This is a genomic window from Klebsiella sp. WOUb02 (assembly GCF_050058015.1).
In the GTDB taxonomy this organism is placed as follows: Bacteria; Pseudomonadota; Gammaproteobacteria; order Enterobacterales; family Enterobacteriaceae; genus Klebsiella.
The window spans coordinates 395,914-422,751 of record NZ_CP170110.1; the positions used below are offsets into that span (position 1 = coordinate 395,914).

Annotated in this window: 27 protein-coding genes and 3 pseudogenes; 11 read left to right on the top strand and 19 right to left on the bottom strand. The window is 62.0% G+C overall.

The features are described from left to right. The 8 genes from ABOC21_RS08510 to hflK all read right to left on the bottom strand — a co-directional run bounded on the left by ABOC21_RS08510 (position 1) and on the right by hflK (position 9,813). Positions 1–2,337: a TonB-dependent siderophore receptor gene (locus ABOC21_RS08510; RefSeq protein WP_426814243.1), complete on the bottom strand. Its 2,337-nt coding sequence runs from the start codon at positions 2,335–2,337 to the stop codon at positions 1–3. A 73-nt stretch (positions 2,338–2,410) separates the two neighbouring features. Further along, positions 2,411–3,454, bottom strand: coding sequence for a FecR family protein (locus ABOC21_RS08515; protein ID WP_426814244.1), 1,044 nt, complete (start codon positions 3,452–3,454; stop codon positions 2,411–2,413). A 24-nt stretch (positions 3,455–3,478) separates the two neighbouring features. After that, positions 3,479–3,973, bottom strand: coding sequence for an RNA polymerase sigma factor (locus ABOC21_RS08520; RefSeq protein WP_426814245.1), 495 nt, complete (start codon positions 3,971–3,973; stop codon positions 3,479–3,481). Positions 3,974–4,071: 98 nt separating this feature from the next. Continuing rightward, complete coding sequence (locus ABOC21_RS08525) at positions 4,072–4,506, bottom strand: hypothetical protein (RefSeq protein WP_426814246.1); 435 nt, start codon at positions 4,504–4,506, stop codon at positions 4,072–4,074. Next, positions 4,460–7,072 (bottom strand): heavy metal translocating P-type ATPase, encoded by a 2,613-nt coding sequence (locus tag ABOC21_RS08530; protein ID WP_426814247.1) that lies wholly within the window; start codon positions 7,070–7,072, stop codon positions 4,460–4,462. Before ABOC21_RS08530 ends, ABOC21_RS08525 begins: the two co-directional genes overlap by 47 nt. After that, positions 7,069–7,209: a hypothetical protein gene (locus ABOC21_RS08535; protein ID WP_426814248.1), complete on the bottom strand. Its 141-nt coding sequence runs from the start codon at positions 7,207–7,209 to the stop codon at positions 7,069–7,071. The genes ABOC21_RS08530 and ABOC21_RS08535 overlap by 4 nt, the downstream gene beginning before the upstream one ends. Next, a complete protein-coding gene (locus tag ABOC21_RS08540) occupies positions 7,163–8,071 on the bottom strand; it encodes an SPFH domain-containing protein (protein ID WP_426814249.1) in 909 nt (302 codons plus the stop codon). Before ABOC21_RS08540 ends, ABOC21_RS08535 begins: the two co-directional genes overlap by 47 nt. Next, positions 8,068–9,813 (bottom strand): protease modulator HflK, encoded by a 1,746-nt coding sequence (gene hflK / locus ABOC21_RS08545; protein WP_426814250.1) that lies wholly within the window; start codon positions 9,811–9,813, stop codon positions 8,068–8,070. Before hflK ends, ABOC21_RS08540 begins: the two co-directional genes overlap by 4 nt. Positions 9,814–10,230: 417 nt before the next feature. On the opposite strand from hflK, the gene ABOC21_RS08550 reads away from it, so the two are divergent. After that, entirely contained in the window at positions 10,231–10,482 is a 252-nt protein-coding gene (locus ABOC21_RS08550) for a hypothetical protein (protein ID WP_426814251.1), read from the top strand. A 107-nt stretch (positions 10,483–10,589) separates the two neighbouring features. Further along, complete coding sequence (locus ABOC21_RS08555; RefSeq protein ID WP_426814252.1) at positions 10,590–10,949, top strand: hypothetical protein; 360 nt, start codon at positions 10,590–10,592, stop codon at positions 10,947–10,949. A gap of 118 nt (positions 10,950–11,067) precedes the next feature. On the opposite strand, the gene ABOC21_RS08560 is transcribed toward ABOC21_RS08555, so the two are convergent. The 3 genes and pseudogenes from ABOC21_RS08560 to ABOC21_RS08570 form a co-directional block, all read right to left on the bottom strand. Then, the gene (locus tag ABOC21_RS08560) at positions 11,068–12,135 is read right to left on the bottom strand and encodes an aldo/keto reductase (RefSeq protein ID WP_426814253.1); all 1,068 of its coding nucleotides are present in this window, start codon (positions 12,133–12,135) and stop codon (positions 11,068–11,070) included. A 26-nt stretch (positions 12,136–12,161) separates the two neighbouring features. Continuing rightward, positions 12,162–12,659, bottom strand: coding sequence for a hypothetical protein (locus ABOC21_RS08565; RefSeq protein WP_426815602.1), 498 nt, complete (start codon positions 12,657–12,659; stop codon positions 12,162–12,164). Between the two features lie 94 nt (positions 12,660–12,753). Next, positions 12,754–13,122 (bottom strand): annotated as a pseudogene (locus tag ABOC21_RS08570) (SDR family NAD(P)-dependent oxidoreductase); the annotation flags it as partial. A gap of 80 nt (positions 13,123–13,202) precedes the next feature. Between ABOC21_RS08570 and ABOC21_RS08575 the strand changes: the two are divergent. After that, complete coding sequence (locus ABOC21_RS08575) at positions 13,203–13,796, top strand: cupin domain-containing protein (RefSeq protein ID WP_426814254.1); 594 nt, start codon at positions 13,203–13,205, stop codon at positions 13,794–13,796. A gap of 40 nt (positions 13,797–13,836) precedes the next feature. After that, the gene (locus tag ABOC21_RS08580; protein WP_426814255.1) at positions 13,837–14,184 is read left to right on the top strand and encodes a helix-turn-helix transcriptional regulator; all 348 of its coding nucleotides are present in this window, start codon (positions 13,837–13,839) and stop codon (positions 14,182–14,184) included. A gap of 19 nt (positions 14,185–14,203) precedes the next feature. Here ABOC21_RS08580 and ABOC21_RS08585 read toward each other — a convergent pair whose 3' ends face one another. Beyond that, entirely contained in the window at positions 14,204–15,259 is a 1,056-nt protein-coding gene (locus ABOC21_RS08585) for a LacI family DNA-binding transcriptional regulator (RefSeq protein ID WP_426814256.1), read from the bottom strand. Positions 15,260–15,485: 226 nt separating this feature from the next. Between ABOC21_RS08585 and ABOC21_RS08590 the strand changes: the two genes are divergently transcribed. From ABOC21_RS08590 to ABOC21_RS08600, 3 genes are all read left to right on the top strand, one after another. Continuing rightward, positions 15,486–16,643 carry an adenosylhomocysteinase gene (locus ABOC21_RS08590; RefSeq protein ID WP_426814257.1) on the top strand — a complete coding sequence of 386 codons (1,158 nt, stop codon included), beginning with the start codon at positions 15,486–15,488 and terminating at the stop codon, positions 16,641–16,643. 66 nt (positions 16,644–16,709) lie between these two features. Next, the gene (locus ABOC21_RS08595) at positions 16,710–17,030 is read left to right on the top strand and encodes a putative quinol monooxygenase (protein WP_426814258.1); all 321 of its coding nucleotides are present in this window, start codon (positions 16,710–16,712) and stop codon (positions 17,028–17,030) included. After that, positions 17,023–18,012, top strand: coding sequence for a Gfo/Idh/MocA family protein (locus ABOC21_RS08600; protein ID WP_426814259.1), 990 nt, complete (start codon positions 17,023–17,025; stop codon positions 18,010–18,012). Before ABOC21_RS08595 ends, ABOC21_RS08600 begins: the two co-directional genes overlap by 8 nt. Before the next feature lie 85 nt (positions 18,013–18,097). On the opposite strand, the gene ABOC21_RS08605 is transcribed toward ABOC21_RS08600, so the two are convergent. Beyond that, the gene (locus ABOC21_RS08605) at positions 18,098–19,552 is read right to left on the bottom strand and encodes an AMP nucleosidase (RefSeq protein ID WP_426815443.1); all 1,455 of its coding nucleotides are present in this window, start codon (positions 19,550–19,552) and stop codon (positions 18,098–18,100) included. A gap of 132 nt (positions 19,553–19,684) precedes the next feature. Continuing rightward, a complete protein-coding gene (locus ABOC21_RS08610; RefSeq protein WP_426814260.1) occupies positions 19,685–19,930 on the bottom strand; it encodes a histidine kinase in 246 nt (81 codons plus the stop codon). Positions 19,931–20,113: 183 nt separating this feature from the next. On the opposite strand from ABOC21_RS08610, the gene ABOC21_RS08615 reads away from it, so the two are divergent. Beyond that, positions 20,114–21,628 carry an alpha/beta hydrolase gene (locus ABOC21_RS08615; protein WP_426815444.1) on the top strand — a complete coding sequence of 505 codons (1,515 nt, stop codon included), beginning with the start codon at positions 20,114–20,116 and terminating at the stop codon, positions 21,626–21,628. Here ABOC21_RS08615 and ABOC21_RS08620 read toward each other — a convergent pair. Continuing rightward, the gene (locus tag ABOC21_RS08620) at positions 21,620–22,552 is read right to left on the bottom strand and encodes a nucleoside recognition domain-containing protein (RefSeq protein ID WP_426814261.1); all 933 of its coding nucleotides are present in this window, start codon (positions 22,550–22,552) and stop codon (positions 21,620–21,622) included. The genes ABOC21_RS08615 and ABOC21_RS08620 overlap by 9 nt on opposite strands. Before the next feature lie 135 nt (positions 22,553–22,687). Between ABOC21_RS08620 and tnpA the strand changes: the two genes are divergently transcribed. Continuing rightward, on the top strand, positions 22,688–23,116 hold the full coding sequence (tnpA, locus tag ABOC21_RS08625; RefSeq protein ID WP_426812394.1) for an IS200/IS605 family transposase: 429 nt from the start codon (positions 22,688–22,690) through the stop codon (positions 23,114–23,116). A gap of 276 nt (positions 23,117–23,392) precedes the next feature. Beyond that, on the top strand, positions 23,393–23,968 hold the full coding sequence (pagP, locus tag ABOC21_RS08630; RefSeq protein WP_426814262.1) for a lipid IV(A) palmitoyltransferase PagP: 576 nt from the start codon (positions 23,393–23,395) through the stop codon (positions 23,966–23,968). 28 nt (positions 23,969–23,996) lie between these two features. Here pagP and ABOC21_RS08635 read toward each other — a convergent pair whose 3' ends face one another. Both ABOC21_RS08635 and ABOC21_RS08640 read right to left on the bottom strand, forming a co-directional pair. After that, entirely contained in the window at positions 23,997–24,920 is a 924-nt protein-coding gene (locus ABOC21_RS08635; RefSeq protein WP_426815445.1) for an acyltransferase, read from the bottom strand. A gap of 38 nt (positions 24,921–24,958) precedes the next feature. Beyond that, positions 24,959–25,264: pseudogene (locus tag ABOC21_RS08640) on the bottom strand (efflux RND transporter permease subunit); the annotation flags it as partial. A 178-nt stretch (positions 25,265–25,442) separates the two neighbouring features. Between ABOC21_RS08640 and ABOC21_RS08645 the strand changes: the two are divergent. Then, positions 25,443–25,553 (top strand): annotated as a pseudogene (locus ABOC21_RS08645) (hypothetical protein); the annotation flags it as partial. Between the two features lie 53 nt (positions 25,554–25,606). On the opposite strand, the gene ABOC21_RS08650 reads toward ABOC21_RS08645, so the two are convergent. Both ABOC21_RS08650 and ABOC21_RS08655 read right to left on the bottom strand, forming a co-directional pair. Continuing rightward, entirely contained in the window at positions 25,607–25,867 is a 261-nt protein-coding gene (locus ABOC21_RS08650; protein ID WP_426814263.1) for a hypothetical protein, read from the bottom strand. A gap of 62 nt (positions 25,868–25,929) precedes the next feature. Further along, the gene (locus ABOC21_RS08655) at positions 25,930–26,832 is read right to left on the bottom strand and encodes an SDR family NAD(P)-dependent oxidoreductase (protein ID WP_426814264.1); all 903 of its coding nucleotides are present in this window, start codon (positions 26,830–26,832) and stop codon (positions 25,930–25,932) included. Between the last annotated feature and the right edge of the window lie 6 nt (positions 26,833–26,838).

The window sequence follows — 26,838 nt, forward strand, 5'->3', positions numbered from 1 at the left end:
TTAAGCTTCAGCGAGCCGATGAAGGTCCGCTCCTGGCCGGGATAGCAGACTGGTGTCGCCATCGCAGGTCCCGATGTAGTGATGGTCGAGCAGGTTCTGGACGTTGAACCCCAGCTGAATATGCTGATTCACCTGATATTTCACGCCGGCATCGACCAGGGTGACGTTTTTGACCGGCAGCGTATTGGCGTTATCGCCGTACATGCTGCCGATATAGCGCACGCCGGTGCTGAGCAGCAGCCCATCCAGCGCCCCCTGGCGAAACGCGTAGTTCACCCACGCCGAGGCCATCTGCTTCGGCACGTTAGCCTGCTGTTTTCCCTGGTCGCCGTTGTTGCTTTTGCTTATCTCCGTCTCGTTCCAGGTATAGGACGCCAGCGCATCGAGGTTGCCGGTGATCTGCGCCTGGGTTTCCCACTCAATGCCGCGGGAACGAATTTCGCCGGAGGCGACCTGGTAGCCGGTCGGCGTGCCGTTGGCGATTTCGTTGGTCAGGACGTTGGTTTTGGTGATGTCAAACGCCGCCAGCGTCATCAGCAGATTGTCGTGCGGCCGATATTTCACCCCGACTTCGTACTGGTGCGCTTTGCTGGGCTCGAAGGTGCGGTTTTGGCGGTCGGTCCCGCTGTTGGGGACAAAGGATTCGGCATAGCTGATGTAGGGCGCGAGGCCGCCTCCCGCCAGCCAGGTCAGCCCCGCCCGGCCGGTCCATGCCCCTTTATCCAGCCATGAGGTCGTCTCGTCGAGGTGATTACGCGTGCGCATGCTGACGTCGTCGTGGCGTCCGCCCAGGGTCAGCAGCCAGCTATCGGTCAGGTGGATTTGATCCTGTAAGTAGAGGCCCAGCTGCGCGGTGGTCTGATCGTTATTGTTGAGCGCATAGGTGGGATCCGCAATCTCCATGCCGTAGGCCGGGTGATTGATGTTGAGCGGCGGCGCGACGGCGCCGAAACGCCTGGCGTTTCCGTCCAGCCAGCTGTAGTCCACCCCCGCCAGCAGCCGGTGCGCCACGACGGCGGTGTTGAAGTCCATCTGCAGCTGGTTATCGACGTTGAACGCGTGCATATGTTCGTCAAAGCGCACGGCGTTGCGCGCCAGCGTACCGTTGGCGAAATCCGGATCGCCCGGCAGCAGGTTATTGAGGATGGTATCGGTCTGCCCGTAGCGCAGGTTCTGGCGAAACTGAACGCTTTCCGTCAGCTGCTGGCTGAACTCATAGCCGACGGTGAACTGTTGCTGGCGAAAGCGGTTATAGCTGTAGTCGCCCAGCAGCGTGTCGGTTATTTTCCCGCCGGGCTTCGTCAGCACGGCAATGGTGCCGCCGGAGGTATCGCGCAGATAGTCCGCGCGCAGGGTCAGGCTGGTATCGGCGGAGGGAAGCCACGTCAGCGTCGGCGCCAGGTACAGGCGGTTATCTTCCACCTGCGGGCCGTTCTGATACTGGAACTGGGTATCGCTGTCGCGGGCGAGGCCTACGACCCGGTACAGCCACTGGCCTTCATCATCCAGCCTGTCGCTGACGTCAAACTGCGCCTGGCGGCGGTTGAAGCTGCCGAGCTGAACTTCCACCTCATGCACGCCGCGGGCATCCGGCATTTTGCTGACCCGGTTGATAATCCCGCCGGCGTCTCCCAGACCAAACAGCGTCGAAGAGGGGCCGCGGACGATATCGATACGCTCAAGCGCGTAGGGTTCGGTGCGGAAATAGCTGTAGCTGTTGTTGAGCTGGCGCAGGCCGTCGCGGTAATCATTGGTGGTCAGCGCGTTGAAGCCGCGGATGTAGATCCAGTCGTAGCCTTTAGGATCGACGCCGTAGGTCTCCGTCTTGACGCCGGGTACGTAGCGCAGCGCTTCGGTGACGCTCTGCACGTTCTGGCGATCCAGCCGCTGGCGCGTAATCACCGAAACCGACTGCGGAACCTCCAGCAGCGGGGTATCCGTTTTGCTGGCGCTGGTGGTCTGTTGCGCCACCTCCGCCGATGCGCTACCCCCGCCGATGACGGTGATCGTCTCTTCCCCCGCGGCGTCCGGCGTCACGGAGACCGTATCGCCGTTTAGGGACCAGCGGAGCCCGCTGCCTGCCAGCAGCCGGCCGAGCGCGGCATCAAGCGTCATGGCGCCGGAAACGGCCGGGGCGGTTTTGCCGGTAAGGGTGGCAGGCGCGACGATCAGCTGGACGTTAGCCTGTTTGACTAACTGATTTAAAGAGGCCGCCAGCGGCTGCGCGGGCAGCGAAACGTTCAGCGTCGTTGCCGCAAAAACGGCAGAGGCCGGCAGCGCCGCGGCCAGCGCAATATGGTGGGTGCGAAACGCACGCCAAATGGAAACAACAGCCATTCTTCATCCCCAGAGTTATAACGAATAATAATCATTCTCCTCTGAAGACGAAGCGGGAGGGAAAACCCTGACGTCAGTTTTGATTATTTTTTGCCGCCGCCGCGGATAGGCTAATAATGTATTGATTATCCTTGTTCTTTATTTTTACCGGCAGCACGCTCGGCAGCGCGGCGGCAAAGCTGTTCACTCGGGTTATCGCAAAGCTGCCGCTGACGCGCAGGGCGGCAACCGCCGGCGAGTCGAGGGTAAGCGGCACTTCGCCGTAGCGGGCAAATTCCGCCAGCGCCATATCGAGGCGGATATTCTCCAGAACGATACGGTCGTCACGCCATGCGGCAATATTTTCCGCCGGCAGCGGGGAGGGGGACGCCAGCATGCCGCTGGCGTCGCTGGTGGCCCGCTGCGAGCTCTGCAGTACGGTGAGGTAGCGGGCGGCCTGCGGCAGGTGCAGGCGCTGCATCGCGCGCCACCAGCGGTTTTGCCAGATCCCGCGCGGGCCGACGCGCACGGCGCCGGTGCTGACCGCCACGTCGGTACCGTCGCCGCTCAGGGTATGCGGCAGATAGCGCACGCTGAACCCGGTGCCGACTACGGTGACCCGGGTTGGACCGCTGAGCACCTCGAACGGGCGCTGCGGCTGATGGGTAACCTTAAAGAAGGCCTGCCCCTGGGGCATCACCACCTCCCGGCGGTGGGCAAAATAGCGGACGGTTAACTGCGTTCCGGCATCAAGGGATATTCGGCTGCCGTCCGGCAGATCGACCTGGCGTATCTCGCCGCGCCCGGTGTGCCAGCTGGCGGTATAGATCGGCGCGGCAAACTCGTCGCGCAGCGGGAAAAAGAGGATCGCCGCCAGCAACAGGAGCGCGCAGCCCCAGCGCAGCGGGCGCCAGAGCGAACGGCGCGGCGCGGCCGGTCGCAGATGGGCGATATCGCGATGCGGCAGGCGCGAGGTCTCCTGCCATAGCTCGCGCAGGTCGTCGTATTCGGCCTGATGTGCCGGTGTTTGCAGCCAGCGCTGAAAGGCGGCGCGCTCGGCGGGGGTCATCCCTTCCCGCTGGCGCAGCAGCCAGCGGATCGCCTGTTCAGCAATAGTCTGCTGGTCTTGATGGGTCATCGCGGCTTCCTTGTGGGCGGTTCTTCACGCCAGCTGTCGCGACAGACTGCGGCAGGCCAGCATGGCCCGAATAATATGCTTTTCTACCATATTGGTTGAAATGCCCATTCTGCTGGCGACCTCGCTTTGCGACAGGCCGTCAATGCGGTGCAGGATAAATGCCTCGCGGCAGCGTGGCGGCAGCTGTTCAATGGTGGCAACGAGGCGGTCGATATACTGCTGTTTTTCAATCAGGCTATCCGGCTGCTCATGACCCGGGGCCAGCAGCTCATCCGTCGCTGTCTCCTCGCTATGCGCGCGGCGGTGGCGATAGCGATCGACCAGAAGATTTCTGGCGATATGGTAGAGCAGGCCGCGGTGCGATGACACCTTTTCAGAAGAGGCCAGCGCGCGGCTGAACGTCTCCTGGGTAAGCTCCTCTGCAAGGTGTGTGTCCCGCAGTTTCCGACTGAGAAAGCGGAACAGTTCCGTATAGTAACGCTCAAACGCTGACAAGATAGCTTCCCAACGGCCGCGCATCGCTGCGCGTGTTTAGCGAAAAGGGGCCCCTATTTAAATGAAAATAGTTATCGTTATCAAGGTGAAAATTGTAGGGATATCGCCGCCGCGTTTCGCGCCTAATCCGCCGGCGGGACAGGTGGCGGCGGCCGGTCATCAAACTGCAGCAGCCGCCCGGTATTCAACAGCACCAGCAGGATGCTGAGATTGTGCAATATCGCCGCCACCAGGGCGCCCGCCGCGCCGAGTAGCCCCATCGCCGCGGCAATCACGATTAAAATCGTCCAGCCGAGGCCGATAAATACGTTGACCCGCAGGGTGGCGCGGCACTGGCGTCTGAGCCTTACCGCCAGCGGCAGGCGGCGTAAGTCGCTGCCGGTCAGCACCACGTCGGCGGAAGCCAGCGCGATATCGGCGCCGTTGCTGCCCATAGCAATACCGACGGCGCCGGCCTTGAGCGCCAGCGCATCGTTGATCCCATCGCCAACCACCATCGGGCGCCATCCTTCATTGACGGCTTGCTGCACCTGCTGCAGCTTTTCGGCTGGAAGCACTTCGGCCGCCAGGCTCGTCAATTCCCGTCCGCTGCGCCACGCGCTGCGCGACGGCCAGGCGATCGCCGGTCAGCAGCAGGAAGCGGCCGACGCCGAGCTTTTGCAGCATTCCGATGGCCTCCGGCGCCTCGGGGCGGATCGTATCATCGAGCAGCAGCCAGCCGAGAAAAACGCCGCCTTCAGCGATACCGACCGTCGGGCCGTCGTGGTCGGGGAGCGGCGCCACCGCGATCCGATAGCGGTCAAATAGCTCTTTTCTGCCCAGCAAAGCCTGGCCGGCAGCGGTGGTGGCGACGACCCCCAGGCCCTGAATCTCCTCCACCTCCCGCAGCGGAATCTCTCCATCTGCTGCGGGAGCGCCGACCATCGCCCGGCTGACCGGATGATTACTCGCGGCACCCAGCGCCGAGGCCAGCTGCAGCAGGGACTCGCGCGGGCGCGAGGTTGCCGGAGCCACGTCAACCAGCCGCAGACGCCCCTGGGTCAGGGTGCCGGTTTTATCGATAATCACCGCATCAACGTCCGCCAGCTCTTCAAGAAAGGCCGCGTTGCGGATCAGGATGCCGTGCCGGGCGGCTACGGCGATCCCCGCCATCGAGGTGGCCGGGGCGGAGAGCACCAGGGCGCAGGGGCAGGCCGCGACCAGCACCGCCAGCATCGCCTGGCTGTCGAAGGTCAAAAACCAGGTCGTCGCGGCGATCAGCAGCACGAGGATCAGATAATGTCCGGCGTAGCGCTCCAGCATCCGGGTAATGGGCGGTTTTGCCCGCTCGGCATCCTGCATCAGCGCCAGCACTTTTCCGAGGGTGGAGTGCTCGCCCGTATGGGTAATCTCGAGGCGCAGCAGGCCGTTGAGGTTTAGCGTTCCGCCGAAGACCGACATCCCCGGGCAGACCTCCGCCGGGACCGATTCGCCGGTAATGGAGGCCACATCGAGGCTGGCGTTACCGGAGAGGATCTTCCCGTCGGCGGGAATCTGATCGCCCGCACGCACCTCAACCACGTCGCCGGGCCGCAGCTGCTGGCTGCCGATATTCTCCAGCGATCCGTCCTCGCGCAGGCGTCTCGCCCGGCTGTGCGCCAGCTTGCTGAGGCCGGCGATGGCCTGGCGGGTGCCCATAACGCTGCGCTCCTCCAGAATGTGGCCGAAGATCATGATCACCGGCAGCAGCGCGGCGGTCATCAGATCGCCCAGCGCCCACGCGCCCAGCATCGCCAGCACGATCAGCAGGTCGGTCACCCCGTGCAGATCCGGATGCAGCAGGCTGTGCCAGCCGGCGCGAAATACCGGCACGGCAACCAGCAGCCAGGCCACGCCGGCCAGAATATCGCCGATCGCCGGCTGATCCGGCGCGACGGCGCGCCAGAGCAGGCTGAGCAGCAGCAGCCCGAGGGTTATCATCGCCAGCGTTAGCCGGCGCGCCATCCGCCGCCGCTCCGCCGGGGTCTGGAGACTATTGCTGAAGTGAATATGTCCGTGGCTGCACGACTGGCTCATGGTGATTTCTCGCTGGCCGGCGGCGTGGCCGGCTGGGGTGGAAGGCCCTGCAGGATCAGGCGACTGTCGTCTCCCGGGGCGACGGTAATGACCTGTCCGGCCTGTGACAGAATGCGGCCTACCGCGTCGCGCCACAGACGTAGCAGCAGTCCGCCATCGCTGCCGTCGCGCCGGGTTTGCGCCAGCCTGCAGGATGGTCCGGGTATCAACGTTGGCCTTCGCCAGGGTCTCCTGACGGCCGGCTTGCGCCTGCTGGATGATGCGATCCGCCTGCTGCTGCGCCTGCTGGCCCAGCAGCGTAGCCGCGGTTCGCGCGCTGGCGATCTCCTTGTCGGCCTGCTGGCTGGCGGTGAGCACGGCGTTGAATGCCGCTACCGCGTTAGCCGGCAGGGATGAAACGATATCGACGCGCTCGATGACGATCCCCGGATCGTTGCCGCCGGCGGCCATCTGCGCCAGGCTTTGCGCCATGCTGCGCCTGAAGTCGCTGCGCAGACGGATGCGCTCCTCCGCCGAGTGGCGATCGTTCTGCGGGCTCTCCGGTCTGGCAACCAGAATCGCGTCCAGACCGCGCTCCATGCAGACGACCGCGGCGGCACGTTCGGTCAGGCGATCGATCAGCGGCTCGATATGCGCACGCTGTAGCGCGAAGCGGATCGGGTCGCTGACCCGCCAGAATACGCGGACGTCCAGCTGCACCACGCCCTCATCGCCGGTTAAAAGATAGCCCGCTCCGGCGCCGGCATCGCCGTCGCGCTCCCAGTTGTTGATCCGCTCCAGCTGCTGGTCGCGGCGCAGCACCGCCACGTCCCGTTCGAGAATGCGTTCGGCGGCCGGCACCAGTTCGATGCTGTTGACGGGATGCGGCCAGGCGAACAGCAGCCCCGCGTTCTCCACGCGGATCGGCCTGCCAAACTGAAAGACCACCGCCCGGCTGTCGGGGGCGACCTGATGGATACAGGAGAACAGCCACGCGCCGGCGGCAAGCAGCGCCGCGCCATACAGCGTAAAGAAGGCGATGCGCCAGGACTGTCCCCAGGGCGTTGAGCCCGGCGATGCTGAGGTCATGGCTGCTGCGTCCCGGTCAACGGCGCGGGTCCCTGCACCAGGGTACGGAACGGCTCCGCATCGGTGCGCAGCACCAGGCGGGTGCTGGCGTTAACGATCGTGCTGAGCGTATCCAGCGAACGCAGCAGATCGTACACGCTGCGGGTCGCTGGCCCGCGCCTTGCCGTAGATGCCGGCCGCGTCGCGCTGGGCGTCGGCGCTAATGGCCGCCGCTTTCACCGCGGCGTCGGCCTGCAGAATGCGCGCGTCGCGATCCGCCCGGGAGTGGATTTCCGCCGCCTGACGTTTGCCCTCGGCGGTGCGTTCGGTGGCGATGGTTTCGCGCTCGGCGCGCATGCGGTCCACCGTGGCGTTCAGCGTGACGGCCGGTAGGGTCAGCCGTTCGATCCCGGTCTGGATCAGTTCAATGCCGTAGCTTTTCAGCAGCTGGGCCTGCAGCTGCGACTGCAGCTGGCCCTCCAACTGGGCTATTTTGACTTTTTTAGCGTCGACGTTAACGATATCCGACAGCGCGTAGTTGCTGGCGGTAGTCTCCAGCGCCGAGCCGATAAAGGTGCGGATTTGGCGGGCGGCCTCGTCCGGCTGGTTCTGCACGGCGCGGATAAAGCGCAGCACGTTGTCGTTATCGGGTTTGACCTTCCAGATAACCCAGGCCTGCACCAGCACCCGCAGACCGTCGCGAGTGCCCACGTCCTGCAGGCCGCTGGAGGTGGAGCGGATGCGCAGATCGACGTCGAGCGGCGTTTCAAACGGCGCCGGCAGCCGCCACGCCAGACCGGGGGCGAGCAGGACGCGTACCGGATCGCCAAAGCGGGTCACCACGGTGGCGCTTCCGGCGCGGACCTCCAGCAGGCAGGCGGTTAATACCGCCAGGGTGACCAGCAACGCCGCGACGGCGAGGCGAATACCGCGCCTGCGGCGCAGCGGGGCGGGCGGGACGATCTGCCGCGTAACGGCGTTCGGGGCCGCGTGGGCGGCGGTTATCGCGCGGATCTTCATGGTGTGCTGGCCTTCTGTGGGGCGGTACTGTCGGATAAAGCGGAATACTGGCGGAGATCGAGCACCGGCTGGCTGCTCCCCTGGAGATGATTATCGAGGATCAGCAGCGGGGTATGGGCCAACGCCTGGCTCAGAATGCGATAGCGCCGCTCGGTCATAAACGCCTCTCCGGCCTGCTGCGACGCCTGGCGTTCCGCGCTGAAGGTCACCGCGGCGGCCCGGGCCTGCGCCAGGTTTTCAGCGGCGGAGGCCTCGGCGTTATTCAGTTTGGTCAGGGCGTTACGCTGCGCTTCGCGGCTGACCTTCTCCGCATAGCCCTGTTCGCGGGCGATCAGCGCATTTGCCGCAATTTGCGCGGCCTGCACTCCGTGATAGGCGTTAGCCGCGCCGGCGGGGGGATGAATGGCCTCTATGCGGGTAAACAGCAGCTCCACGCCGGTATTGAGGGAGGTAAGACGCTGCTGGATTTGCCGGGTGAGCTCGCTGGCCAGCGTCGCCCGCTGCTCATCAAGCAGCTCATCGAGCTGTTTGCTGGCGAACTGGGTCACCAGTATCTGCCGGGCGATGCTGCGAATCATCAGCGCCAGGTCTTCGGTCTGATACTGGCTGTTAAGCGCATCCCGATCGCTGAGGCCAATGCGCCAGATCGCGCGGATATCCATATTCACTATCTGAAAATTCTGCTGGTCCATGGCGGCGCTGGCGATGACCTGGGACTGGTCCGTGGCGTGGCTGCTATCCCAGAGCCGCCAGCTGCTCTGCGGAGCTGGGCCTTCTGCGGCGTCGTCGGGCTGAGGATCCGCCTGCGCCGCCTCGGCGATATCGCTGAGCTGGAGTTCATGCACCGCGCCGTTCTCGACGGCGACAACCCGGCCAAAGGGCCAGGGCAATCCGGCGTGCAGCCCGGGAGCCAGAACGGCGATCGGCCGGCCAAAGCGCTCATATATCCCGCGCTGATGCAGCTGCACTTCCGTCAGCCCGCTGAGCAGCCAGCCCAGCGCCGCGATCCCCGCGGTCACCGGCAGCAGCCGGCTGCCCATCAGACGAAAAGCCTGAATCTGCCGCAGATCGACGCCAAAGCGCTGCTGAAATGCGTCCAGCACGCGCAGCAGCGGCCGCGGCGGCCACTGATACAGCGCGGCGAGCAGGCTGCGGGTCAGCAGGCGGGGAGCGGAGTCCGCCGCAGGGGGAGAGGCCATCGCGGCCAGCGCGCGCAGGGTATACTCCAGCGCCACCAGCAGTAGCATCAGGCTCGCCAGCTTAATGCCCCACAGCGCGGGGGCGGGGAAAGCCATCGCCGCCAGCAGGGAGAGGGTGAGTAGCAGGAAGAGGCTGAGCATCAGGCGGGCGATCCCCACGTGCTGCTGCCGATGGGGCCAGCCGCGAAGGGGGCGGAAGCTGAGCGTGCGTTCAAGCAGCAGCAGCGTAAAGCAGAGCAGGATAAAGAAGCCGACGGCGATCGGCCGCGGGGCGTCGGCGAGATCAACGGACCGGGCGTCCGCGATATTGGCGATGGCAAAGGCGCCGGCCAGCGCGGAGGCGATAAGGGTGGTGGCCAGATGCTGATGGAAATGGCGGAGCCAGGCCTGCGCGCTTTCCGGCAGCACCCGGCTCAGGAGCGTCGGCTCTTGCGCCGGGCTATCGGCGGGCGGCGGGTCCTGCATCCCGCCGCCTTCACAGCGCAGCGCGTTTTCGACAAACGCCAGCGCGACCAGCACCGCGGCGAGCATCAGGCGCGTCACGGGAAGCCAGAATCCCGACGCGGCAAAGAGTGCAGAAACAGATAAATCGCGCCAGCGATAGCGAGAAGGCCATACAGAATAGCCTGCGCGATGAGCAAACGCCGGTTTCGCGACGTGGCCCGAGGGCGATTCTCGGGTAGAGGGGGCTGCGCCATAGACTCTCCAGTTGATCCGTCCCTGCCCGACTCAACCCGGGCAAACGATCTGCGGAGGTCAGCGCTGAGACGAAGAACCGATGGTGTTATATGATAACATCCGCAATATAAACAAAGCGCTCCGTCCTGGATAGTCTGCGACCGGTGTAAAGGTGGATGTTATATTGTAACAATGTATTTATTGTGCAATATAGCGCTGGCGCCGAACGGGCGCTGTGGTAGGGTTTTCACATCAATAACTGGCCCGGGACGCGCTTCTGATATGAAAATTCATCGCATAGTACTTTTAACCGTTGCTTTTAGTTCCCCGGCCGCCTGGGCCTTCCAGGCTAAAAGCGCGCCGGTCTCTGAGGCGAGCGCCGGCCAGCTGAAAAAGGCGGAAGAGAGCATCGTCAGCAATTTCTATAGCCACAACGACGCCGGCTTTCAGACCTCAATACTCGGGACCTGCAGCGCGACGCCGGTTCCCGGCTGCCACTGCGCCTTCTGCACGATGCTGCGCGGCGGGGCGTAACCGACCTTTCTCCTCTGGGCCTTAGTGGTTATTGTTGATAGCTGGTTGAGGTGGATTCGCGGACAATAGCGCCGCTATTCCCCCTTTTTAACCCGCAGAGGAAGCTGATGTTTAAAATAATTTATCTGGCCGCCATTATGGCTATGCTGTCAGGATGTTCGGGCTTTATCGATAAGGTCAAAAATACCGAACTGAAAGAGGAGTATTTTTCCGCCAGCGTAGAACGTACCCAGGGATGTCTGCAGTATCAGTCACTCCGCCATCAATTTTATCTTGAGCAAGACGATCCGCTGCCCAATGGCGATAAAAGATATAACCTTCTACGAGACCGCGATGCGGTGGCGAATATCGACATGGGAAAATCGGGCAAACAGACGCTGGTCAATTTCTTCTACGATAAAAGGGACCCGCAGGTAAAAAGCGCGCTGACCGACATCATCCATCAATGCCACCGTGACCTGGATTAGTTTCTCCGCGCGTTCCCTGAGCAAATATTGTTAGGCTTCGTAGCCATCGCAAAACCCATCAGGTTGCCCGAGCGGCGGGGGATAAACGCCGCGCGGGCTGTACCGCGATCGCCTTCTTTCAGGAGGCGTGGAGGTTGAAAGAGGGGATCGTTTTACCATCCACGGTCATGCCGGCGAAAGCGAGCATCGGCGCCAGGGTGGCGTTGTTTTCAGCCGGGAAGTTGAGCTTCGGCTGCGAAACCTCGCTGAGCCGGGCGATCTGTCCGGCCGATAGCGTCACCTCCAGCGAGTCGAGGTTGGTTTTCAGCTGATCGAGCCGCCGGGCGCCAATCAGCGTGGCGCTGACTCCCGGCTGCGATCTGACCCACGCCAGCGCCACCGCCGCCGGGCTGACGTTAAGCGCCGAGGCGATCTCGACAACCGTTTCGATAACATCGTAGTCCGCCGGCGACGGCATGCCGACCATGCCGCTGCGGCGGGTGTCGACGCTGCCTTCGCCGTTGCGCCTGAATTTACCGCTCAGGAAGCCGCTTTTGAGCGGTGACCAGGGCATAATCCCCATGCCCATCTCCTGCGCCAGCGTGAACAGTTCCCCCTCGCCGGTTCGTTCCAACAGGGAGTATTCGAGCTGCAGCGCAATGATCGGCGCCCAGCCGCGAAAGCGGGCGATGGTCTGCGCTTCGGCGGTTTTCCACGCCGGAATATCCGAGAAGCCGACGTAGCGAATCTTGCCGGCGGTGACCAGATCGTCGAGCCCGCGCAGCGTCTCTTCAATCGGCGCGGTCCGGTCCCAGTTATGCAGCCAGTAGATATCGATATAGTCGCTCTGCAGGCGCTGCAGCGAGGCCTCGCACTGCTGGATCAGCGCCTTGCGCCCCGCGCCGCCGCCGTTCGGATCGCCAGGGAAGAGATTGCAGTAGAACTTCGTGCTCAGCACCAGCTCATCGCGCCGTAGCGCGCGGTGTTTAATGTAGTCGCCGACGATCTGCTCCGAATGACCGGCGGTGTAGATATTGGCGGTATCGACAAAGTTGCCGCCGCGGCTGCGGTACTCATCGAGCATGGCAAACGACTCCTGCGGGCTGGCGCCCCAGCCAAACTCTTCGCCAAAAGTCATGGTGCCGAGGCAGTACGGGCTGACCCGCAGCCCGGAGCGTCCCAGGGTAATGTAGTGATTAAGCGGCATAGCGTTCTCCCGTGTGGCTAAAAAAATTATTGCCCGAGCATCCTGAGCGAAAGGTCCCACAGACGCTCGGCCTGCAGAGGGTCCATCGCCCAGCGGCGCACGCCGCTGACGTCGGGGCTATCGTCGGCGACCTGCGGCGAGATGTCGCAGTCCGCGCAGTACACTCCGCCCATGCCGGCCAGCTGCGGGCTGGTCGCGGCCCACAGGCTCGTCGCCGCGCCCTGAGCCACGGTTTTCAGCGGCGACGGTACAAAGTCCGGCCCAACCTGCGCCGCCCGGGCGACGGCGGCTCGCTCTTCCGCGCTCATAAAGCGGCTCAGCCCGGTAGCGGGGATCCTGCCGGGATGTACCGAAAACGCGCGAATGCCCAACGGCTGGCCGATCCTGTCGAGATGTACGGCAAACAGGGCGTTGGCCGTTTTCGACTGGCCGTAGGCCCGCCAGGGATCGTAGGGCCGCTGCCGGTAGTGGATATCGTCGAAGCAGACCGCGGAATAGCGGTGCCCGAGGGATGACAGCGCCACGACGCGCGCGCTCCCCGAGGCGACGAGCGCGTCCCAAAGCCGCAGCGTCAGCCTGAAAATGGCCGAGATGGTTGGTGGAAAACTGCGATTCGAACCCGCGGGCGTCGCGGGAGAGAGGCGGCGCCATAATACCGGCGTTATTCAGCAGAATATCGACGGCGTCGGTTTCGGCGAGCGCCGCGTCGGCGAAGCGGTCAATGGAGTCCGGGTTCAGCAGATCCAGCGGCAGCACGATAGCGTCCGGCATACCGGCAAGGGCGGCCCGGGCCGCGGTCACGTCGCGGGCGGGAACGATGACTCTGGCGCCGGCGGAGCGCAATGCCCTGACGGTCTCCAGGCCAATTCCCGCGTGGCCGCCGGTAACGATGGCGCATTTTCCGCTAAGGTCGACGTCGTGCATGATGTCCTCGGGCGTGGAGGTCGCGCCGAAGCCTGAAACAACAGGGGATTGAGGGGTGAGCATAGCCGTTCTCCGGGACAAAAGGGGTTGTTACATGGTAGAGTGCCGTCACCGTACGATGAAGCCGTGAAAATGCTATTTTTATGCGTGATAGTTCAAATTTAGGCGTTGACCCGCTATCGGATCTGCTCGATTTCCTGCAGGTGCGCTGCGATCTCTCCGGCCGCCTGGTGGCCGGTGGGGCCTGGGCGCGCCGTTTTGCCAACCTCGACGCGATTAAGTTTTGCGCGGTAACCCAGGGGCGCTGCTGGTATGCGCTCGATGACCTGCCGGCTCCGCTGCTGGCGGAGAGCGGCGATGTGCTGATTACCAACGGAACGCGGACCCTGACGCTGGCCAGCGCGGCCGAATTGATCCCCGACGCCGGGCAGGCGCCGGTTGAACGCGACGACGATGACCGCTATCGCCTGGGGCAGGGGGAGGATTTCACCATGCTCGGCGGCAAGGTCCGGCTGGATGCCGACCGCCAGACGCTGCTGCTGAGCGGGCTGCCGCCGCTGATCCACGTGCGCGGCGGCGCTGCCGAAGCTGAACCGATCTCCTGGCTGCTTAAGCAGCTGGTGGTTGAGATGAACAGCAGCCGTCCCGGACGCGCAAGCATGGTGGCCGGGCTGACCCAGGCTGCTCTTCACCCAGACCCTGCGCGCCTGGCTTGCCGACGCGCCGGCGGACGATAAGGGATGGCTGCAGGGTTTTGCCGATCCGCGACTCTCCCTCGTGCTGAGCTGCATTCACGGCGAACCCGCCCGCGGCTGGACCCTGCAGGCGCTGGCAAAAAGCGCCGGGATGTCGAGAACCTCGCTGGCGGTGCGGTTTCGCGAAAGAATGGGGATCCCGCCGCTGGCCTATTTAACCCAGTGGCGCATGTACCTGGCGCGGCGCGAGCTGATGGCGGGGACGGCGATCGCCGAGGTGGCCGCAAGGGTAGGGTACGCTTCCGAAAGCGCGTTCAGCAGCGCCTTTAAACGGGTGATGGCCGTGGCCCCCGGCTACTATCGTCGGGATGCGCGCAACGATGCCGCAGAACCGGCGGCATCCGGCGAGGCGGATGGCGGTGATTTTTAGGCGCGGTCCCGGCAGGAGGCTACTTCGCCAGCGGCCCGGTTGAGCCGCGAAGCCGCAGGTGCAGATCGAGGATCGCCGGCTTTGTCCGGCTCTCCCGGGCGTGCGACGGGCCGAGCTGGGCGAGCAGCAGCGCAACCGAGCGCTGGCCAATCTCTTCTGCGGGAATGGCGATGGTGGTGAGTTCCGGGCTTAGCAGGCGGGCGATTTCCACATCGTTAAAGCCGATAACGGAGAGATCGCCGGGTATCGATTTGCCCATTTTCCGGGCCGCGCGGTACAGCGCCCCGGCGAGCAGATCGTCATCGCAGACTACGGCGGTAATATCGTTCTCCAGCAGCTGCAGGGCGCACGCCGTCGCCTCCTCAACGCCGAATCTGGAAAACAGGCGACGCTGCGGCGCAAAGGCGACGCCCAGAAGCGCCAGCTGCTCGACGAAGCTGTCAAAGCGACGCTGGAACAGCGCTCGCGGGTAGCGGGCGGCAAGGTAGCCGATGCGCCGGTGCCCGAGGGCGGTCAGGTGTTCGGCCACGGTTTTCATCACCCTGGCGGTATTAAGATCAATACCGCTTAGCGCCTCGTCATCGGCTTCAATATAGACGACGTGATCCTGCATGGGCGCCAGGCGCCGCTCGGTCTCTTTGTCGCTGGCGTAGACGATACAGCCGGCGATGGTATGGCTATTGAACATCTGCAGCAGGCGCCCGGCCCAGTCCGCGTCGGCGAGGGTGTCGATCAGGATGATGTTGTAGCCGTGCTGGCAGGCGAAAAGCTCTGCGGCATAGAGCACCTGGCCAAAAAAGGGCTGCTGCAGGTCGGGAACCGCGAAGGCGAGGGTTTTGACGATCCCCGTGCGTAGCGTCTGGGCGGAAACGTTGGGCCGATAGCCCAGCTGCCGCGCGGTCTCTTCGACCAGGCTCCGGGTGGCGGCGGATACGCGGCCGGCGGATTTTCCCGAGAGCACCAGCGACACGGTGGATTGAGATACGTTAGCGGCCCGCGCCACCATCGTACTGGTCACCGCGCCTTCGCGTTCGCCAGACCGGGGATCCGGACGCGTTTTTCCTCTTTCAGCCATGTCGTCTCCTTTTTCACGCCGGTTATGATGCCTGTGGTTGCCGGGTTAGACAAGGATGCGCTGCAAACCATGCCCCGGCGGTTTCCTCATGAAGTCATACGTATTACTTAATTTGAGACAGCCGTCACGCTCAGCTAACGAAGTCATACGTATGATGTCGATCTTCGCCGCCGGCGGACGCCGATCGGTGTGACAACTGCGAGATTAACTTCAGGAGCAAAACGCTATGCCTGGTCGTATTGAGTGGGTGCAAGAGAACTGTCGCTTACTGCAGGAGATTGCCTGTGAGTTCCGCGAAACCCGGCCTTTTGCCGGGCTGACCATTGGTACCGGTATTCACCTCGAGCCTAAAACCGTGGCGCTGTTAATGACGCTACGCGACGGCGGCGCCGGGATAGTCGCCACCGGGAACCTCAACTCAACCCAGCCGGAAACGCTGGCGTGGCTGCGTGAGAAGGGGGTTCGGGTGATTGGCGAAGCCACCCAGGATCCCGAACGTCATCGTGAATTCCTGCAGCAGGTGCTGGCCACAAAACCGGATATGCTGCTGGATAACGGCGGCGATCTGTTCGAGCTGTTCCTCGAGCAACCGTATGACTCCCTGCTGGGCGGCACCGAGGAAACCACTTCTGGACGCATGCGCCTGGCGATGAAACGGGCCGAGCTCAATCGCCCGATCCTCGTTATCAACGACAGCCCGATTAAGCAGTTTGCGGAAAACGAACACGCGGTCGGCCAGAGCGTGCTGGAGTCATACATGCGGGTGACGAACCGGATAACCAACGGCCAGCGCGTGACCGTGTTCGGCTACGGCGCCTGCGGTATGGGCGTGGCGTATAACTTCCGCAATGCTAACGCCAAAGTCAGCGTGGTGGATAGCGATCCGCTCAAGCGCCTGCGCGCGCATCTGGACGGTTTTGATACCCCGGAGCGGGAGACGGCGATCCGCAGCGCCGACCTGATTATCACCGTGACCGGCGGCGGGCGCATAATCGGATCTGAAGATCTGGCGCTATTAAAAGATAACGTTACCCTCGCCAACGCCGGCCATTTCCCGACCGAGCTTGACGTGGCTGATATCGCCGCCCACCGCGACGTCCGCGATATTACGCGCTTCGCCGAGGGGATCACCTGCTATACCCTGGCCAACGGCCGGCGGATCCGCATTCTGACCGACGGCCATATGCTGAACCTGGCCGGCCCGCGCCCGCTCGGCAACTCGATTGAGTCGATGGATCTCGGCTTTGCGCTGCAGTCCCGCTGCCTGGAGGCGGTGGCGCGGGGTCACGCCACGCGCGCCGATTGCGTGGTGCCGGTTCCGCGCGAAATCGATGAGCGGGTCGCCAGTGGCTACCTGAATCTGCACTACCCGACAGGGCACTAATCAACGACACCCCGGCGCGGAACCGACGTTGAGGACGTCCGCCGGGTTCACAGCAAGAGGATCAATATGGAAAGCAGCGGCCACTTCATTACCGCCGAAATTACCCTTAACGCCCGGTGGTCCATCGAGGAGGGACATCGCGCTATCGATGCCTTCTGCGCCGCGATGCGTCAGGAGCCGGGCTGCACCCTGGCCCAGGCATGGCAGGATAATGCCGACCCGCGGCGGTTTATTCTCTGGGAGCGCTATGAGGATCCGGCGGCCCATCAGCGGCACTTTACCCTGCCGCATACCCAGGCGTTTATCCGCGCCGGGTGGGTCAGCCTGGTACGGGTTTTCGAAACCACATTACCGGCGCGCGTCGGTGGGGAGCATGACCATGATTAACTGGGGTATCCTGGGTACCAGCTTTATTTCCGGGGTGATGGCCGAAGCTATCGCCCGCGCGCCCGGGCACCGTCTCTATGCGGCGGCGGGGCGCTCTGCCGCCGGTCTGGCGTCATTTGGCGAAAAATACGCCCCGCAGCGCCTGTTTGACGACTACGCGCGGCTTATCGCCGATCCTGACGTTGACGTGGTCTATATCGCCCTGCCAAACCATATTCATCATGATTTCGTGATTCAGGCCGCCCGGGCCGGAAAAGCCATTTTGTGCGAGAAATCGCTGTCGGTGGATATGCCGCGGACCGAAGCGGCGCTGGCGGCGGTAGAAGAGCATCGCGTCTTCTTTATGGAAGGCCTGATGTATCTGCACCATCCGCTGATTGCCGCGTTGATCGATATCCTCAACGGCGGCGAGCTGGGGCCAATCCGGTCGGTGACGGCCCGCTACGGCGCCGATATTGCCCATCTGGTTAACCCGGACAGCCGGGGCGCGATTTACAACCTCGGCTGCTATCCGGCTTCATTAGCGCATCTGGTGATGCAGCACAGCCTCGGCGAAGCGGCGGGCGCTTACCGTCTGGCGGCGATGGGCCGCCGGGGCGCAGATGGCAATCTCGCCGAGGCAAGCGCAATGCTGAGCTGGCCCGGCGGGGCGGTGGCCTCCCTGCACTGTACGGAAGATTACGGCATGTTCTGGGATTTCAGCATCCAGGGCAGCGCCGGTTCATTGCGGATTGAGAGCAATCCCTGGCTGCCGGAAGCGAGCGGCAACCGCATCGCCGTCATCCCCTACGCGGGAGAACCCCGCTATATCGATATCGCCGCCGCTGGCGACGCGTTCGACTATCAGGTGCTGGCGGTCGGCAGCGCGCTGGCGCAGGGGGCGCGGGAGGTGGCGCGACCGGCGGCGAGAGCCGAAGACTCGCTGGCCATTATGCGAATACTCACGGCCTGGGAGCAGGGGGCCGAAGCCGGTCTGGTGTAGGAGCGACGAAGATACCGCGTTTAGCCGCTAAGCGATGCGTGCCCCCGCGCTCCGGATCGCGCGCAGGGGAGTGCCGGAAGGGAAACTAGCGGAACGGCGGTTCGTTGAAGGTGCGCAGCTTGCGCGAATGCATATGATCGCCTTCGGCCCGCAGGAGATCGATAGCCTTAATGCCAATCTGCAAATGTTCTGAAATCGCCCCTTCGTAAAAACGGTTGGCCTGGCCGGGGAGCTTTATCTCGCCGTGCAGCGGTTTATCCGAGACGCACAGCAGCGTGCCGTACGGGACGCGGAAGCGGTAGCCCTGGGCGGCGATAGTCGCGCTTTCCATATCGATAGCGACGGCGCGGCTGAGGTTGAAGCGCAGCGCCGAGGCGGAATAGCGCAGCTCCCAGTTGCGATCGTCGGTAGTGACCACCGTCCCGGTGCGCAGGCGCTGTTTCACCTCTTCGCCCGGCATGCTGCTGATCTGCTTGGTGGCATCGTAGAGCGCGCGCTGGACCTCGGCGATGCTGGGGATTGGGATATCCGGCGGCAGCACCGCGTCGAGCACGTGGTCATCGCGCAGATAGGCGTGCGCCAGCACGTAGTCGCCAATGGTCTGGCTTTCACGCAGGCCGCCGCAGTGGCCAATCATCAGCCATACGTCAGGACGCAGTACCGCCAGATGATCGCAGATATTCTTGGCGTTAGAGGGGCCGACGCCGATATTAATCAAGGTAATCCCCTGACCATCTTTAGTGATCAGGTGCCAGGCGGGCATCTGATGCTTTTTCCACGCCAGATCGGAAACCGCCTGCTCCGGGGCTTCGGTGTCCGCGGTGATCCAGATCCCGCCGGCGCAGGAGAGCGCGATATAGGGACTGTCGGGATCGAGGATCTGGCTGCAGCCCCAGCGCACGAACTCATCCACATAGCGGGTGTAGTTGGTGAACAGCACGTACGGCTGGAAATGATCGACCGGCGTGCCGGTATAGTGGCGCAGGCGGGCCAGCGAGAAATCGACGCGTCGGGCATCGAAGTGGGAAAGCGGATGGTTTTCCGTCGGGTGGAATATGCCGTCGGCGGTTTCATCGCCAATCTGCGACAGTTCGGTAGTCGGGAAATGGCGGGTCAGGCCGGCGCTCATCGAGCGGTCAAGGGTCAGCGCGGAACCGTCAATCACGTAAGGGTAGGGAATTTCATGCTGCGAAAGCCCAACGCTGATGTGCGCGCCGTAATCCTCATACAGCAGGGTTAGCTGTTCGAGAAGGTAGGTACGAAAGAGCTTAGGATTGGTAATGGTGGTGGTGTAGCAGCCGGCGTGGGTGAAGCGGCCCCAGGCGCGGGTTTTGAGGGCCTTGTGATCGGCGCCGTCCCAGGAGACGGACAGCAGCGGATAGACAAACAGCCCCTGGGCACGGACGGCCTCGTCAGGGAGTACGTTATGGCTAATGTACTCGCCAATGGCTTTACGTAGCGCATTGACCGACTGCTCATACTGCGTTTCTAGCTGGCTCAGCGCTTGTTCCGGGGTCAGACTGGCGGCCTTGTGGTTCATCATTCGCTCCTTGTTTCAGGTCTGCTGACGTGTTCGATAGTATGTCACAGACGGAAAAGAGCGAAGGGTAATTTCAGCGGCTGAACGATGAAAATACTGCAAATAGAACCAGTTGATGATTATTGTTGGCGGCTATTTGGCCTCGGCGTGAGCGCTATCGGCCCAGCGCTCGGGGCTGAAGTGTGTCGCCTTTTTCACCTTTAGGGTCACCGCGGGATTATCGTTGATACCGTACCGCGCGTCGGCCTGCGGCGTGAGCTTATCGCCGATGCTTAAGCCGCAGCGGCAGGGTTCAATTTCGGCAATTATCAGCAGTGGTCCGCTTTGTAAAACCACGCGGACCGTTTCTGCGCAGACCTTTTTTACCCACCACTCCATCTCTTTTTCCCGGGCCTGTAATATTGCTGGCGATAATTGTCTTTTGCTCTGCTTCTGACAATAAGAATAGCCCTTCGGTTTAGTCTATGTTTAAAAAGCCTCTCGCAGGCTGTAGTCACGCGGACATCCATGCGCGAGTGCGCGAACGATCGTTATGTACGGCAAAGAAAAATGGACAGTGATATGGCAATGATGCGCTTTACCCGACACCTGAATAAAGCTGGCTTAAAAGTCGCCTCGCTGGCGAAAAAAATCGCCGTGGGCCTGCTTATCGTGATTGGCGTTTTTTTTGCCGGACGTATTTACGAAACCCAGCGCGGACCGGCGCTGCATGGGTGGCACACGTGGTCCGCTGATGAAATGTCGGCGGCTGAGATTGACCGCACGACCTTCGCCGGATATCTGGCGCGGGAAGGGGCTATTTTTCAGGAGATGAAAACCCAGCTGAGCGATGCGCTTCCTGATGACGAAAAAACGCCGCTCAACCGCTTTTATGCGCAAAGCGAGGTCTACCCGGAGAAGTTTCAGCCTAACTGGAACCGCTCTTTCGTACTGCTGCCGGAGGGAAAGCCGCGCGGCGCCGCGGTGCTGCTTCATGGGCTGACGGACTCGCCCTACAGCGTGCGCTATTTGGCTAAAGCCTATCAGCAGCAGGGGTTCGTGGCGGTGGTGCCGAGGCTGCCGGGACACGGCACCGCGCCGGGATCGCTGACCGCCGTTGACTGGCAGGCGTGGATGGCGACGACGCGGCTGGGCGGACCGAACGCGCCGCTGCACGTTATCGGCTACTCCAACGGCGGCGCGCTGGCGCTGAAGTATGCGCTCGACGCGCTGGACGATGGCACGTTGCCCGAGCCGCAGCAGATCGTCCTGCTGTCGCCGATGATCGGGGTGACCGCCTTTGCCCGCTTTGCCGGGCTGACGGGGCTGCCGGCGGTGTTCCCGGCCTTTGCCCGGGCGGCATGGCTGAACGTGGTGCCCGAGTTTAATCCTTATAAGTACAACTCGTTTCCGGTGAAGGCGGCCCGCCAGTCGTGGCTGTTAACCCAGACGCTGCAGGAGCAAATTGTCCAGGCCTCCCGCAGCCGTCGGCTTGCGGCGCTGCCGCCGGTGCTGACCTTCCAGTCGGTGATGGACTCCACGGTGAGCACCCGGGCGGTGGTGGAGTCGCTGTATCGCTACCTGCCGGAAAACGGCAGCGAGCTGGTGATTTTTGATATCAACCAGGCCGCGAACCTGCGGGCGCTGTTTCGACCGGCGCTCTACTCCGCGGTCAGCGCGCTGCTGCCGCCGGCGCCGCGCCGCTACAGCACCACGGTGATTACCAACGCCTCGCCCACGACCTATGAGACGGTGGCCCGTACCACGCCGGCGGGAGAAAAAGAGGAGCGGGTGACGCCGCTGAACCTGGCGTGGCCGCAGGATATGTATTCGCTCTCGCACGTGGCGGTGCCGTTCCCGCTGAACGACTCCCTGTACGGCCGCGAGCCGACGGAGAAGAACCGTTACGGTATTAGCATCGGTACTATTTCGCTTCGCGGCGAGACCTCAACTCTGAGCGTCGGGCTGGATACGCTGATGCGCGTGACCTCCAACCCGTTCTTCCCGTTTATGATGGATCGCATTGACCAGCGCATTGGCTGCGGCTTCCAGCCTGACGTGCGGGCCTGCCTGCAGCCGACCGGGGGCTCAAAATAGCGAGACGTGCATCAGGGTGCGAACCGCGATTCCAACCATGGCGCCAGGCGCGACAAAGCGGAACAGACGCACAAACCGCGAGCTGACGCCGAGAAAAATGCCGATTCCCGGAAGATCGAAGGTCTGAATCAGCAGCCCGGCCGAGGCGTTAATCTGGCTGGCGGTAACCTTGCCCTGCTGGAGTAGTTCAGAGATGACGCCAAAGTAGGCCGTGCCGCCGGCCACGCATTTAACCAGCGCCGGCAGGACGAAGTTCTCCGGGATATGCAGCCACAGCAGCAGCGGCATCAGCAGGCGCTGGAGCATATCAATCAGCCCGGCGGCCTGCACCAGCCCGACGATGGTGAGCGACAGAATCAGCATCGGCACGGCGCCGAGAGCAAGACGAATCGCATCGGAGCCGGCGCCGTTGATAACGGAAATAATCCCCTGGCTATTTTGCTCCGCGTTGGGAAGCGCCTCCGCGCGGGCGTTTTCGACGGTTGATAGCCGGCGGCCGGTGAAATACCACGTTGCCGCGGCCGCGCACAGGCCGCCGACAATCGAAATGATTATCGAGGCCATCCAGTGCAGGCCGAAGGGGGCGAGGGGGTAGAAGACGTTGCCTTGACCCATCGCAAAGACCATTGCCAGGGTCGCGGCCATCTGCCGGTCCGAGACGCCGCGCTTATCCATAATCGACAGGGTCGCCAGCGGGGCGGCAAAGCTGACGAAATTCATCTGAATCAGGGCAAAAGCGCTCATCCCGGTTAAGCCAAACGGCTTGAGCAGCGGCGCGACCCAGCGGACGATAACATCGAGCACCCCGCGCACTTCCAGATACTTCATGATGATCAGCATCACTACCATAATCGGTAGCAGGGTATAAAGCGCGACGTTAACCGAGGATTTCCCCGCCGACATAATAATGCTTATGACATCCATTTATTTTCGAGCACCGCCTGCAAAACCATTAATTAAATCCGGTAAACCCCCGGCTTTGCCGGGGGACTCCGAAAGGTTTGACCTTTAAGTCAGTCGCGCGAATCTGAAATCTCCGCCAAGAGATGAGGATTCGTGATGAGAGACTATCAGAGCTTAAGCCATACGAAATGGGACTGTAAATATCACGTGGTTTATATCCCTAAACGCCGGAAGCAGCGGTTATATGGTGCGCTGCGGCATGAGTTGGGAAAAATATTCCACGAGCTTGCGAGCCAGAAGGGCTGTCAGATTCTGGAGGGGCATCTGATGCGCGATCATGTCCACATGTGCATCAGCATACCGCCAAAGTACTCGGTATCGACAGTAGTCGGCTATCTGAAGGGAAAAAGTGCGATAGCGATAGCACGACACTTCGGCAGAGGTAAAAACTTCACCGGTGAAGTTTTCTGGGCTCGAGGTTATTTCGTTTCAACCGTTGGTTTGGATGAAGCCACGGTCAGGGCGTACATACGCAACCAGGAGAGAGAAGACGAACGATACGATCAAATGAAACTGAACGTATAGCAGCCGCCCTGGGCGGCTCATGGTTTGTCGGCGCCTTTGAGGCGCTCACCCTAAAGCCTCCGGCTCTGCCGGAGGATACTTACTAGCATCATGATAATCCTCGCTGCCGGCAAATGATACGATTTGCCGCGATTGGCCGTCGCCCTGGCGGTTGTTATATATACTGTTCATAAGGTGCGCGTATTACCGGTGAAATGCCGCCACGACATCCGTGAAGCGCGTTTATTATTCCCGGAATGAAAATACCCGGCGGAAATTATCTTTAAGGAAAAGCCTATGCAACGTTGTCGGCAGATAGTGTGGGGAGCCCTGATTATTTTCGCCTCGGCGGCGCGGGCGGAAGAAGGCGTTTACGGCGAGCAGCGCATCAGCGGCTGGTGGGACTGGCTAAAAAATGATGTTTCGCAAACCTGGAATCAGCCGCAAAACTACGACCTGTATCTGCCGTTTCTCAGCTGGCACAACCGCTTAACCTACGATAAAGAGAAAACGGATAACTACAACGAGATGCCATGGGGCGGCGGCTTCGGCCTCTCCCGCTATCATGATGACGGCGACTGGAGCTCGCTGTACGCCATGATGTTTAAGGACTCGCACAACGAGTGGCAGCCGATCGTCGGCTACGGCTGGGAGAAGGGCTGGTATCTGGATAGCTCCCGCGATTTCCGCCTTGGCCTCGGCGTGACCGCCGGGATCACCGCCCGCGATGATTTCGCCAACTACGTGCCGCTACCGATTATCCTGCCGCTATTTTCCGCGAGCTATCGGCGGCTTAGCGTGCAGTTCACCTATATTCCCGGCACCTACAATAACGGCAACGTTCTGTTTGCCTGGCTGCGCTATGGTTTTTAAGCCCGGCGCCAGGCCGGGCGTTGGTGCTTTAAAGGGTGATCACTTTTTTGGCGACCGGGTTGGATAGCGCCAGCATCGAAATCAGCACCGAGGCGACAAACGTCAGGGCAATCAGCATTAATTTTGTGCTCATCGAAGCGATCGGGATAAGGGCGCTCAGAAGATGAAAAATGGAGTAGTGGAGGATATAGACCCCGGTCATCGTTTTGCTGATCGCCGCCAGAATACTCTCTTTAAACTCGCTGTTTTTACGAAAGCGGACGCCGTTGGCCGCAATAACCAGCGCCACCACCAGAATATAAATTTGCGAACCGGTGAGCAGGAACGCATTTCTGTCGGCCTTAAACAGGGCGAAAAAGAAATGGCGCTCGTAAAACCAGGTGAAAAGATAAATAAAAGGTATGGCCGCCATCGCGGCTTTGACCACTTTATCGCGGGTAAGCCAGCCCGCAACCAGCGGATCGTTAAACAGCTGGCCGGTTAAATAGAACAACAGCCAGGTCCACAGGCGATACTGCGGCGCCAGGCTCAGCGCTTGAACGTCGGGATGGAGGGCCGCCAGCAGATCGTAACCGTAGGAGAAAAGCAGCAGCACAAACACTACGCCAAAAAAGAGCCTTCTGCGCTGGCTTAGCCACTCGATCAGCGGGTGGAAGGTATAAATCACAATAAAGGCGAAGACAAACCACGGCTGAATAAGATAGCCGCGCTGGTAGGGCTCCCAGAGATAGTAAATCGTCATCCAGAAAAGAAAGACGATCGCCACGCTTTTAATTTTGCCCATCTGCCAGCGCGCGCTGTGCCGGGACTGGGCGTCGAGATAGCCCGCCACCACAAAAAAGAGCGGAGTGGCGATGGTCGAGATAAACGTCAGAAAGCCGAGGATCCAGTGATAATCGTAATCATATAGATCCCAGGTGTTATAGATGGTAAAGAACGTTACCGCCGTCATGCATCCCAGCGTTTTGATAATATTTAACCCGGTGCTGTTCATTGTGCTTGCTGCATATCCTTAGGGTGGAAACAGGCGTAAATAACCGGAAGAACCAGTAGCGTCAAAATGGTCGCAAAACCCAGCCCAAACATGATAACAACCGCCATACTCTGGAAAAATACGTCCAGCAGCAGCGGCGCCAGGCCGAGCACGGTGGTGAAGGCCGTGAGCAGTATAGGGCGTAAGCGCGAGGTTGCGGCATAGATAATCGCCTGAAGCTGCGCTTTTTCCTGCTTCTGCTGTTCAATCTCTTCCACCAGCACGATGCCGTTGCGGATAAGCATCCTGCTGAGACTGAGAACCAGCTGAGTATCAGGGAGATTAACAGCCCCTGGAACAGCGATTTACAATACTCCCCCGTCGAGTCCTGCTACAGGCCGATCCTGCTGTTTTCCGGGACCACGGTCAGCTCCGGCGGCGGTAAAGGCCTGGTGGTGGCGACCGGCGATTATCTCGATCATTCTCTCTTTAAGCGTGCAGAGCATGGTGCCGGGTACGCTGCTTGAGCGCTATCGGAGGACCATTGATTTATGTAACGACAGCCAGCTCATCAAGGATGAAAGCGGATTATGGAAAATTACCGGCGAGCCGCGGAAGAGGCGTTAAGCAGAATGCGAGGCGGTTTGAATGTAGGCGCTCGTGGGTTATTTGCCGGCAGGCCAGAAGATGAGTGCGACCGGAGGCGCAAAGATCAGCAGGAAAATCGGCAGCTCTTCAGCAAAGCTATAGCCCGCCCGGATGATACCGAAAGCCATATTGGCTGACGCCAGACCGAACCACAGTAGGGTAAACAGCAGCGGAAGCCGGCCTGAGGCCGGTGGATGAGACGGCATGGACAGCCGCGTCAGCAGGCGAAACAGGCCCGCCAGCAGCAGGCCGCTGAGCAGAAATAGCAGGGTGCGCATAGGCAATTTTTCCTCAGCCGCAGGCCCGGCAGCCGACCGTAATTGCCGGCCGGCGGCGGATCTTACGCCCGGCGATGGGGAGCTAATAAATCCCCTAATCCGATGCGCTGTAAAAACTCTTTGCGGATGCGATCGGCGACCGCATTGACAACCACGGCGCCATCGTCCGACGGATCGACATGCAGCCGGAACGGGCGTTTCCCGAAGGGCATATTGACGATATCGACCATGGCGGCGGCGACGTCGGCGACGTTTGCATCCTCCGGCTCGCAGGCGGCCAGCCCTTTCAGCGCCTCCTCACCCAAACCGGCGGTTGGCCCGGCGTCGGTATATTCGCGTTCGCGCTCGGCGTCGGCCGGTTTGCCGGAATGCAGGAAGTGGTTGGTGCCGGTGGTAAACGCGCCGGGCACAATAATCGAGGTCTCGATTCCCCAGCGCGCCAGTTCCGCAGCGTAGCTGACGGCGACCGCGTCCATCGCCGCTTTGGCCGCAAAGTAGGGGGCCAGATACGGCGGCGTGCCGCCGCGGGTGCTGCTGCTGCCAACCCACAGCAGCAGACCCTGGCCCTGTTGACGCAGCTGCGGCAGGGCGGCCCGGTTGACCCGCTGCGTGCCCAGCACGTTGATGTCGTAAAGCTGGGCGAACTGTTCCGGCAGAAACGCTTCCGTCGGCCCGTAGGCCATATGCCCCGCGTTATGCACCACCACATCCAGACGACCCTGGCTGGCGATAATTTGCGCAATCGCCGCGTCGGCGGACTCCTGGGACTGGACGTCCAGCTCGACGGTGCGTAAATCGACGCCGTGCTGCCTGGCGTAATCCAGCGCGTTTTGCACCTGCGGCGCGTTGCGTCCGGCGGTGTCGCGCATGCTGGCGTAGACAATGTGTCCGGAACGGGCGAAAGCGCGGGCGGCCAGCGCGCCGAAGCCGCTGGAAGCGCCGGTAATCAGAATGACCTGTTGCATGATGTG

What these genes read in the sequence shown, in the direction of transcription:
- ABOC21_RS08510 (WP_426814243.1), bottom strand. Translation starts at nt 2,337, where the DNA reads ATGGCTGTTGTTTCCATTTGGCGTGCGTTTCGCACCCACCATATTGCG.
- ABOC21_RS08515 (WP_426814244.1), bottom strand. Translation starts at nt 3,454, where the DNA reads ATGACCCATCAAGACCAGCAGACTATTGCTGAACAGGCGATCCGCTGG.
- ABOC21_RS08520 (WP_426814245.1), bottom strand. Translation starts at nt 3,973, where the DNA reads ATGCGCGGCCGTTGGGAAGCTATCTTGTCAGCGTTTGAGCGTTACTAT.
- ABOC21_RS08530 (WP_426814247.1), bottom strand. Translation starts at nt 7,072, where the DNA reads ATGACCTCAGCATCGCCGGGCTCAACGCCCTGGGGACAGTCCTGGCGC.
- ABOC21_RS08540 (WP_426814249.1), bottom strand. Translation starts at nt 8,071, where the DNA reads ATGAAGATCCGCGCGATAACCGCCGCCCACGCGGCCCCGAACGCCGTT.
- ABOC21_RS08550 (WP_426814251.1), top strand. Translation starts at nt 10,231, where the DNA reads ATGAAAATTCATCGCATAGTACTTTTAACCGTTGCTTTTAGTTCCCCG.
- ABOC21_RS08555 (WP_426814252.1), top strand. Translation starts at nt 10,590, where the DNA reads ATGTTTAAAATAATTTATCTGGCCGCCATTATGGCTATGCTGTCAGGA.
- ABOC21_RS08560 (WP_426814253.1), bottom strand. Translation starts at nt 12,135, where the DNA reads ATGCCGCTTAATCACTACATTACCCTGGGACGCTCCGGGCTGCGGGTC.
- ABOC21_RS08575 (WP_426814254.1), top strand. Translation starts at nt 13,203, where the DNA reads ATGCGTGATAGTTCAAATTTAGGCGTTGACCCGCTATCGGATCTGCTC.
- ABOC21_RS08585 (WP_426814256.1), bottom strand. Translation starts at nt 15,259, where the DNA reads ATGGCTGAAAGAGGAAAAACGCGTCCGGATCCCCGGTCTGGCGAACGC.
- ABOC21_RS08590 (WP_426814257.1), top strand. Translation starts at nt 15,486, where the DNA reads ATGCCTGGTCGTATTGAGTGGGTGCAAGAGAACTGTCGCTTACTGCAG.
- ABOC21_RS08595 (WP_426814258.1), top strand. Translation starts at nt 16,710, where the DNA reads ATGGAAAGCAGCGGCCACTTCATTACCGCCGAAATTACCCTTAACGCC.
- ABOC21_RS08600 (WP_426814259.1), top strand. Translation starts at nt 17,023, where the DNA reads ATGATTAACTGGGGTATCCTGGGTACCAGCTTTATTTCCGGGGTGATG.
- ABOC21_RS08605 (WP_426815443.1), bottom strand. Translation starts at nt 19,552, where the DNA reads ATGAACCACAAGGCCGCCAGTCTGACCCCGGAACAAGCGCTGAGCCAG.
- ABOC21_RS08610 (WP_426814260.1), bottom strand. Translation starts at nt 19,930, where the DNA reads ATGGAGTGGTGGGTAAAAAAGGTCTGCGCAGAAACGGTCCGCGTGGTT.
- ABOC21_RS08615 (WP_426815444.1), top strand. Translation starts at nt 20,114, where the DNA reads ATGGCAATGATGCGCTTTACCCGACACCTGAATAAAGCTGGCTTAAAA.
- ABOC21_RS08620 (WP_426814261.1), bottom strand. Translation starts at nt 22,552, where the DNA reads ATGGATGTCATAAGCATTATTATGTCGGCGGGGAAATCCTCGGTTAAC.
- tnpA (WP_426812394.1), top strand. Translation starts at nt 22,688, where the DNA reads ATGAGAGACTATCAGAGCTTAAGCCATACGAAATGGGACTGTAAATAT.
- pagP (WP_426814262.1), top strand. Translation starts at nt 23,393, where the DNA reads ATGCAACGTTGTCGGCAGATAGTGTGGGGAGCCCTGATTATTTTCGCC.
- ABOC21_RS08635 (WP_426815445.1), bottom strand. Translation starts at nt 24,920, where the DNA reads ATGACGGCGGTAACGTTCTTTACCATCTATAACACCTGGGATCTATAT.
- ABOC21_RS08650 (WP_426814263.1), bottom strand. Translation starts at nt 25,867, where the DNA reads ATGCGCACCCTGCTATTTCTGCTCAGCGGCCTGCTGCTGGCGGGCCTG.
- ABOC21_RS08655 (WP_426814264.1), bottom strand. Translation starts at nt 26,832, where the DNA reads ATGCAACAGGTCATTCTGATTACCGGCGCTTCCAGCGGCTTCGGCGCG.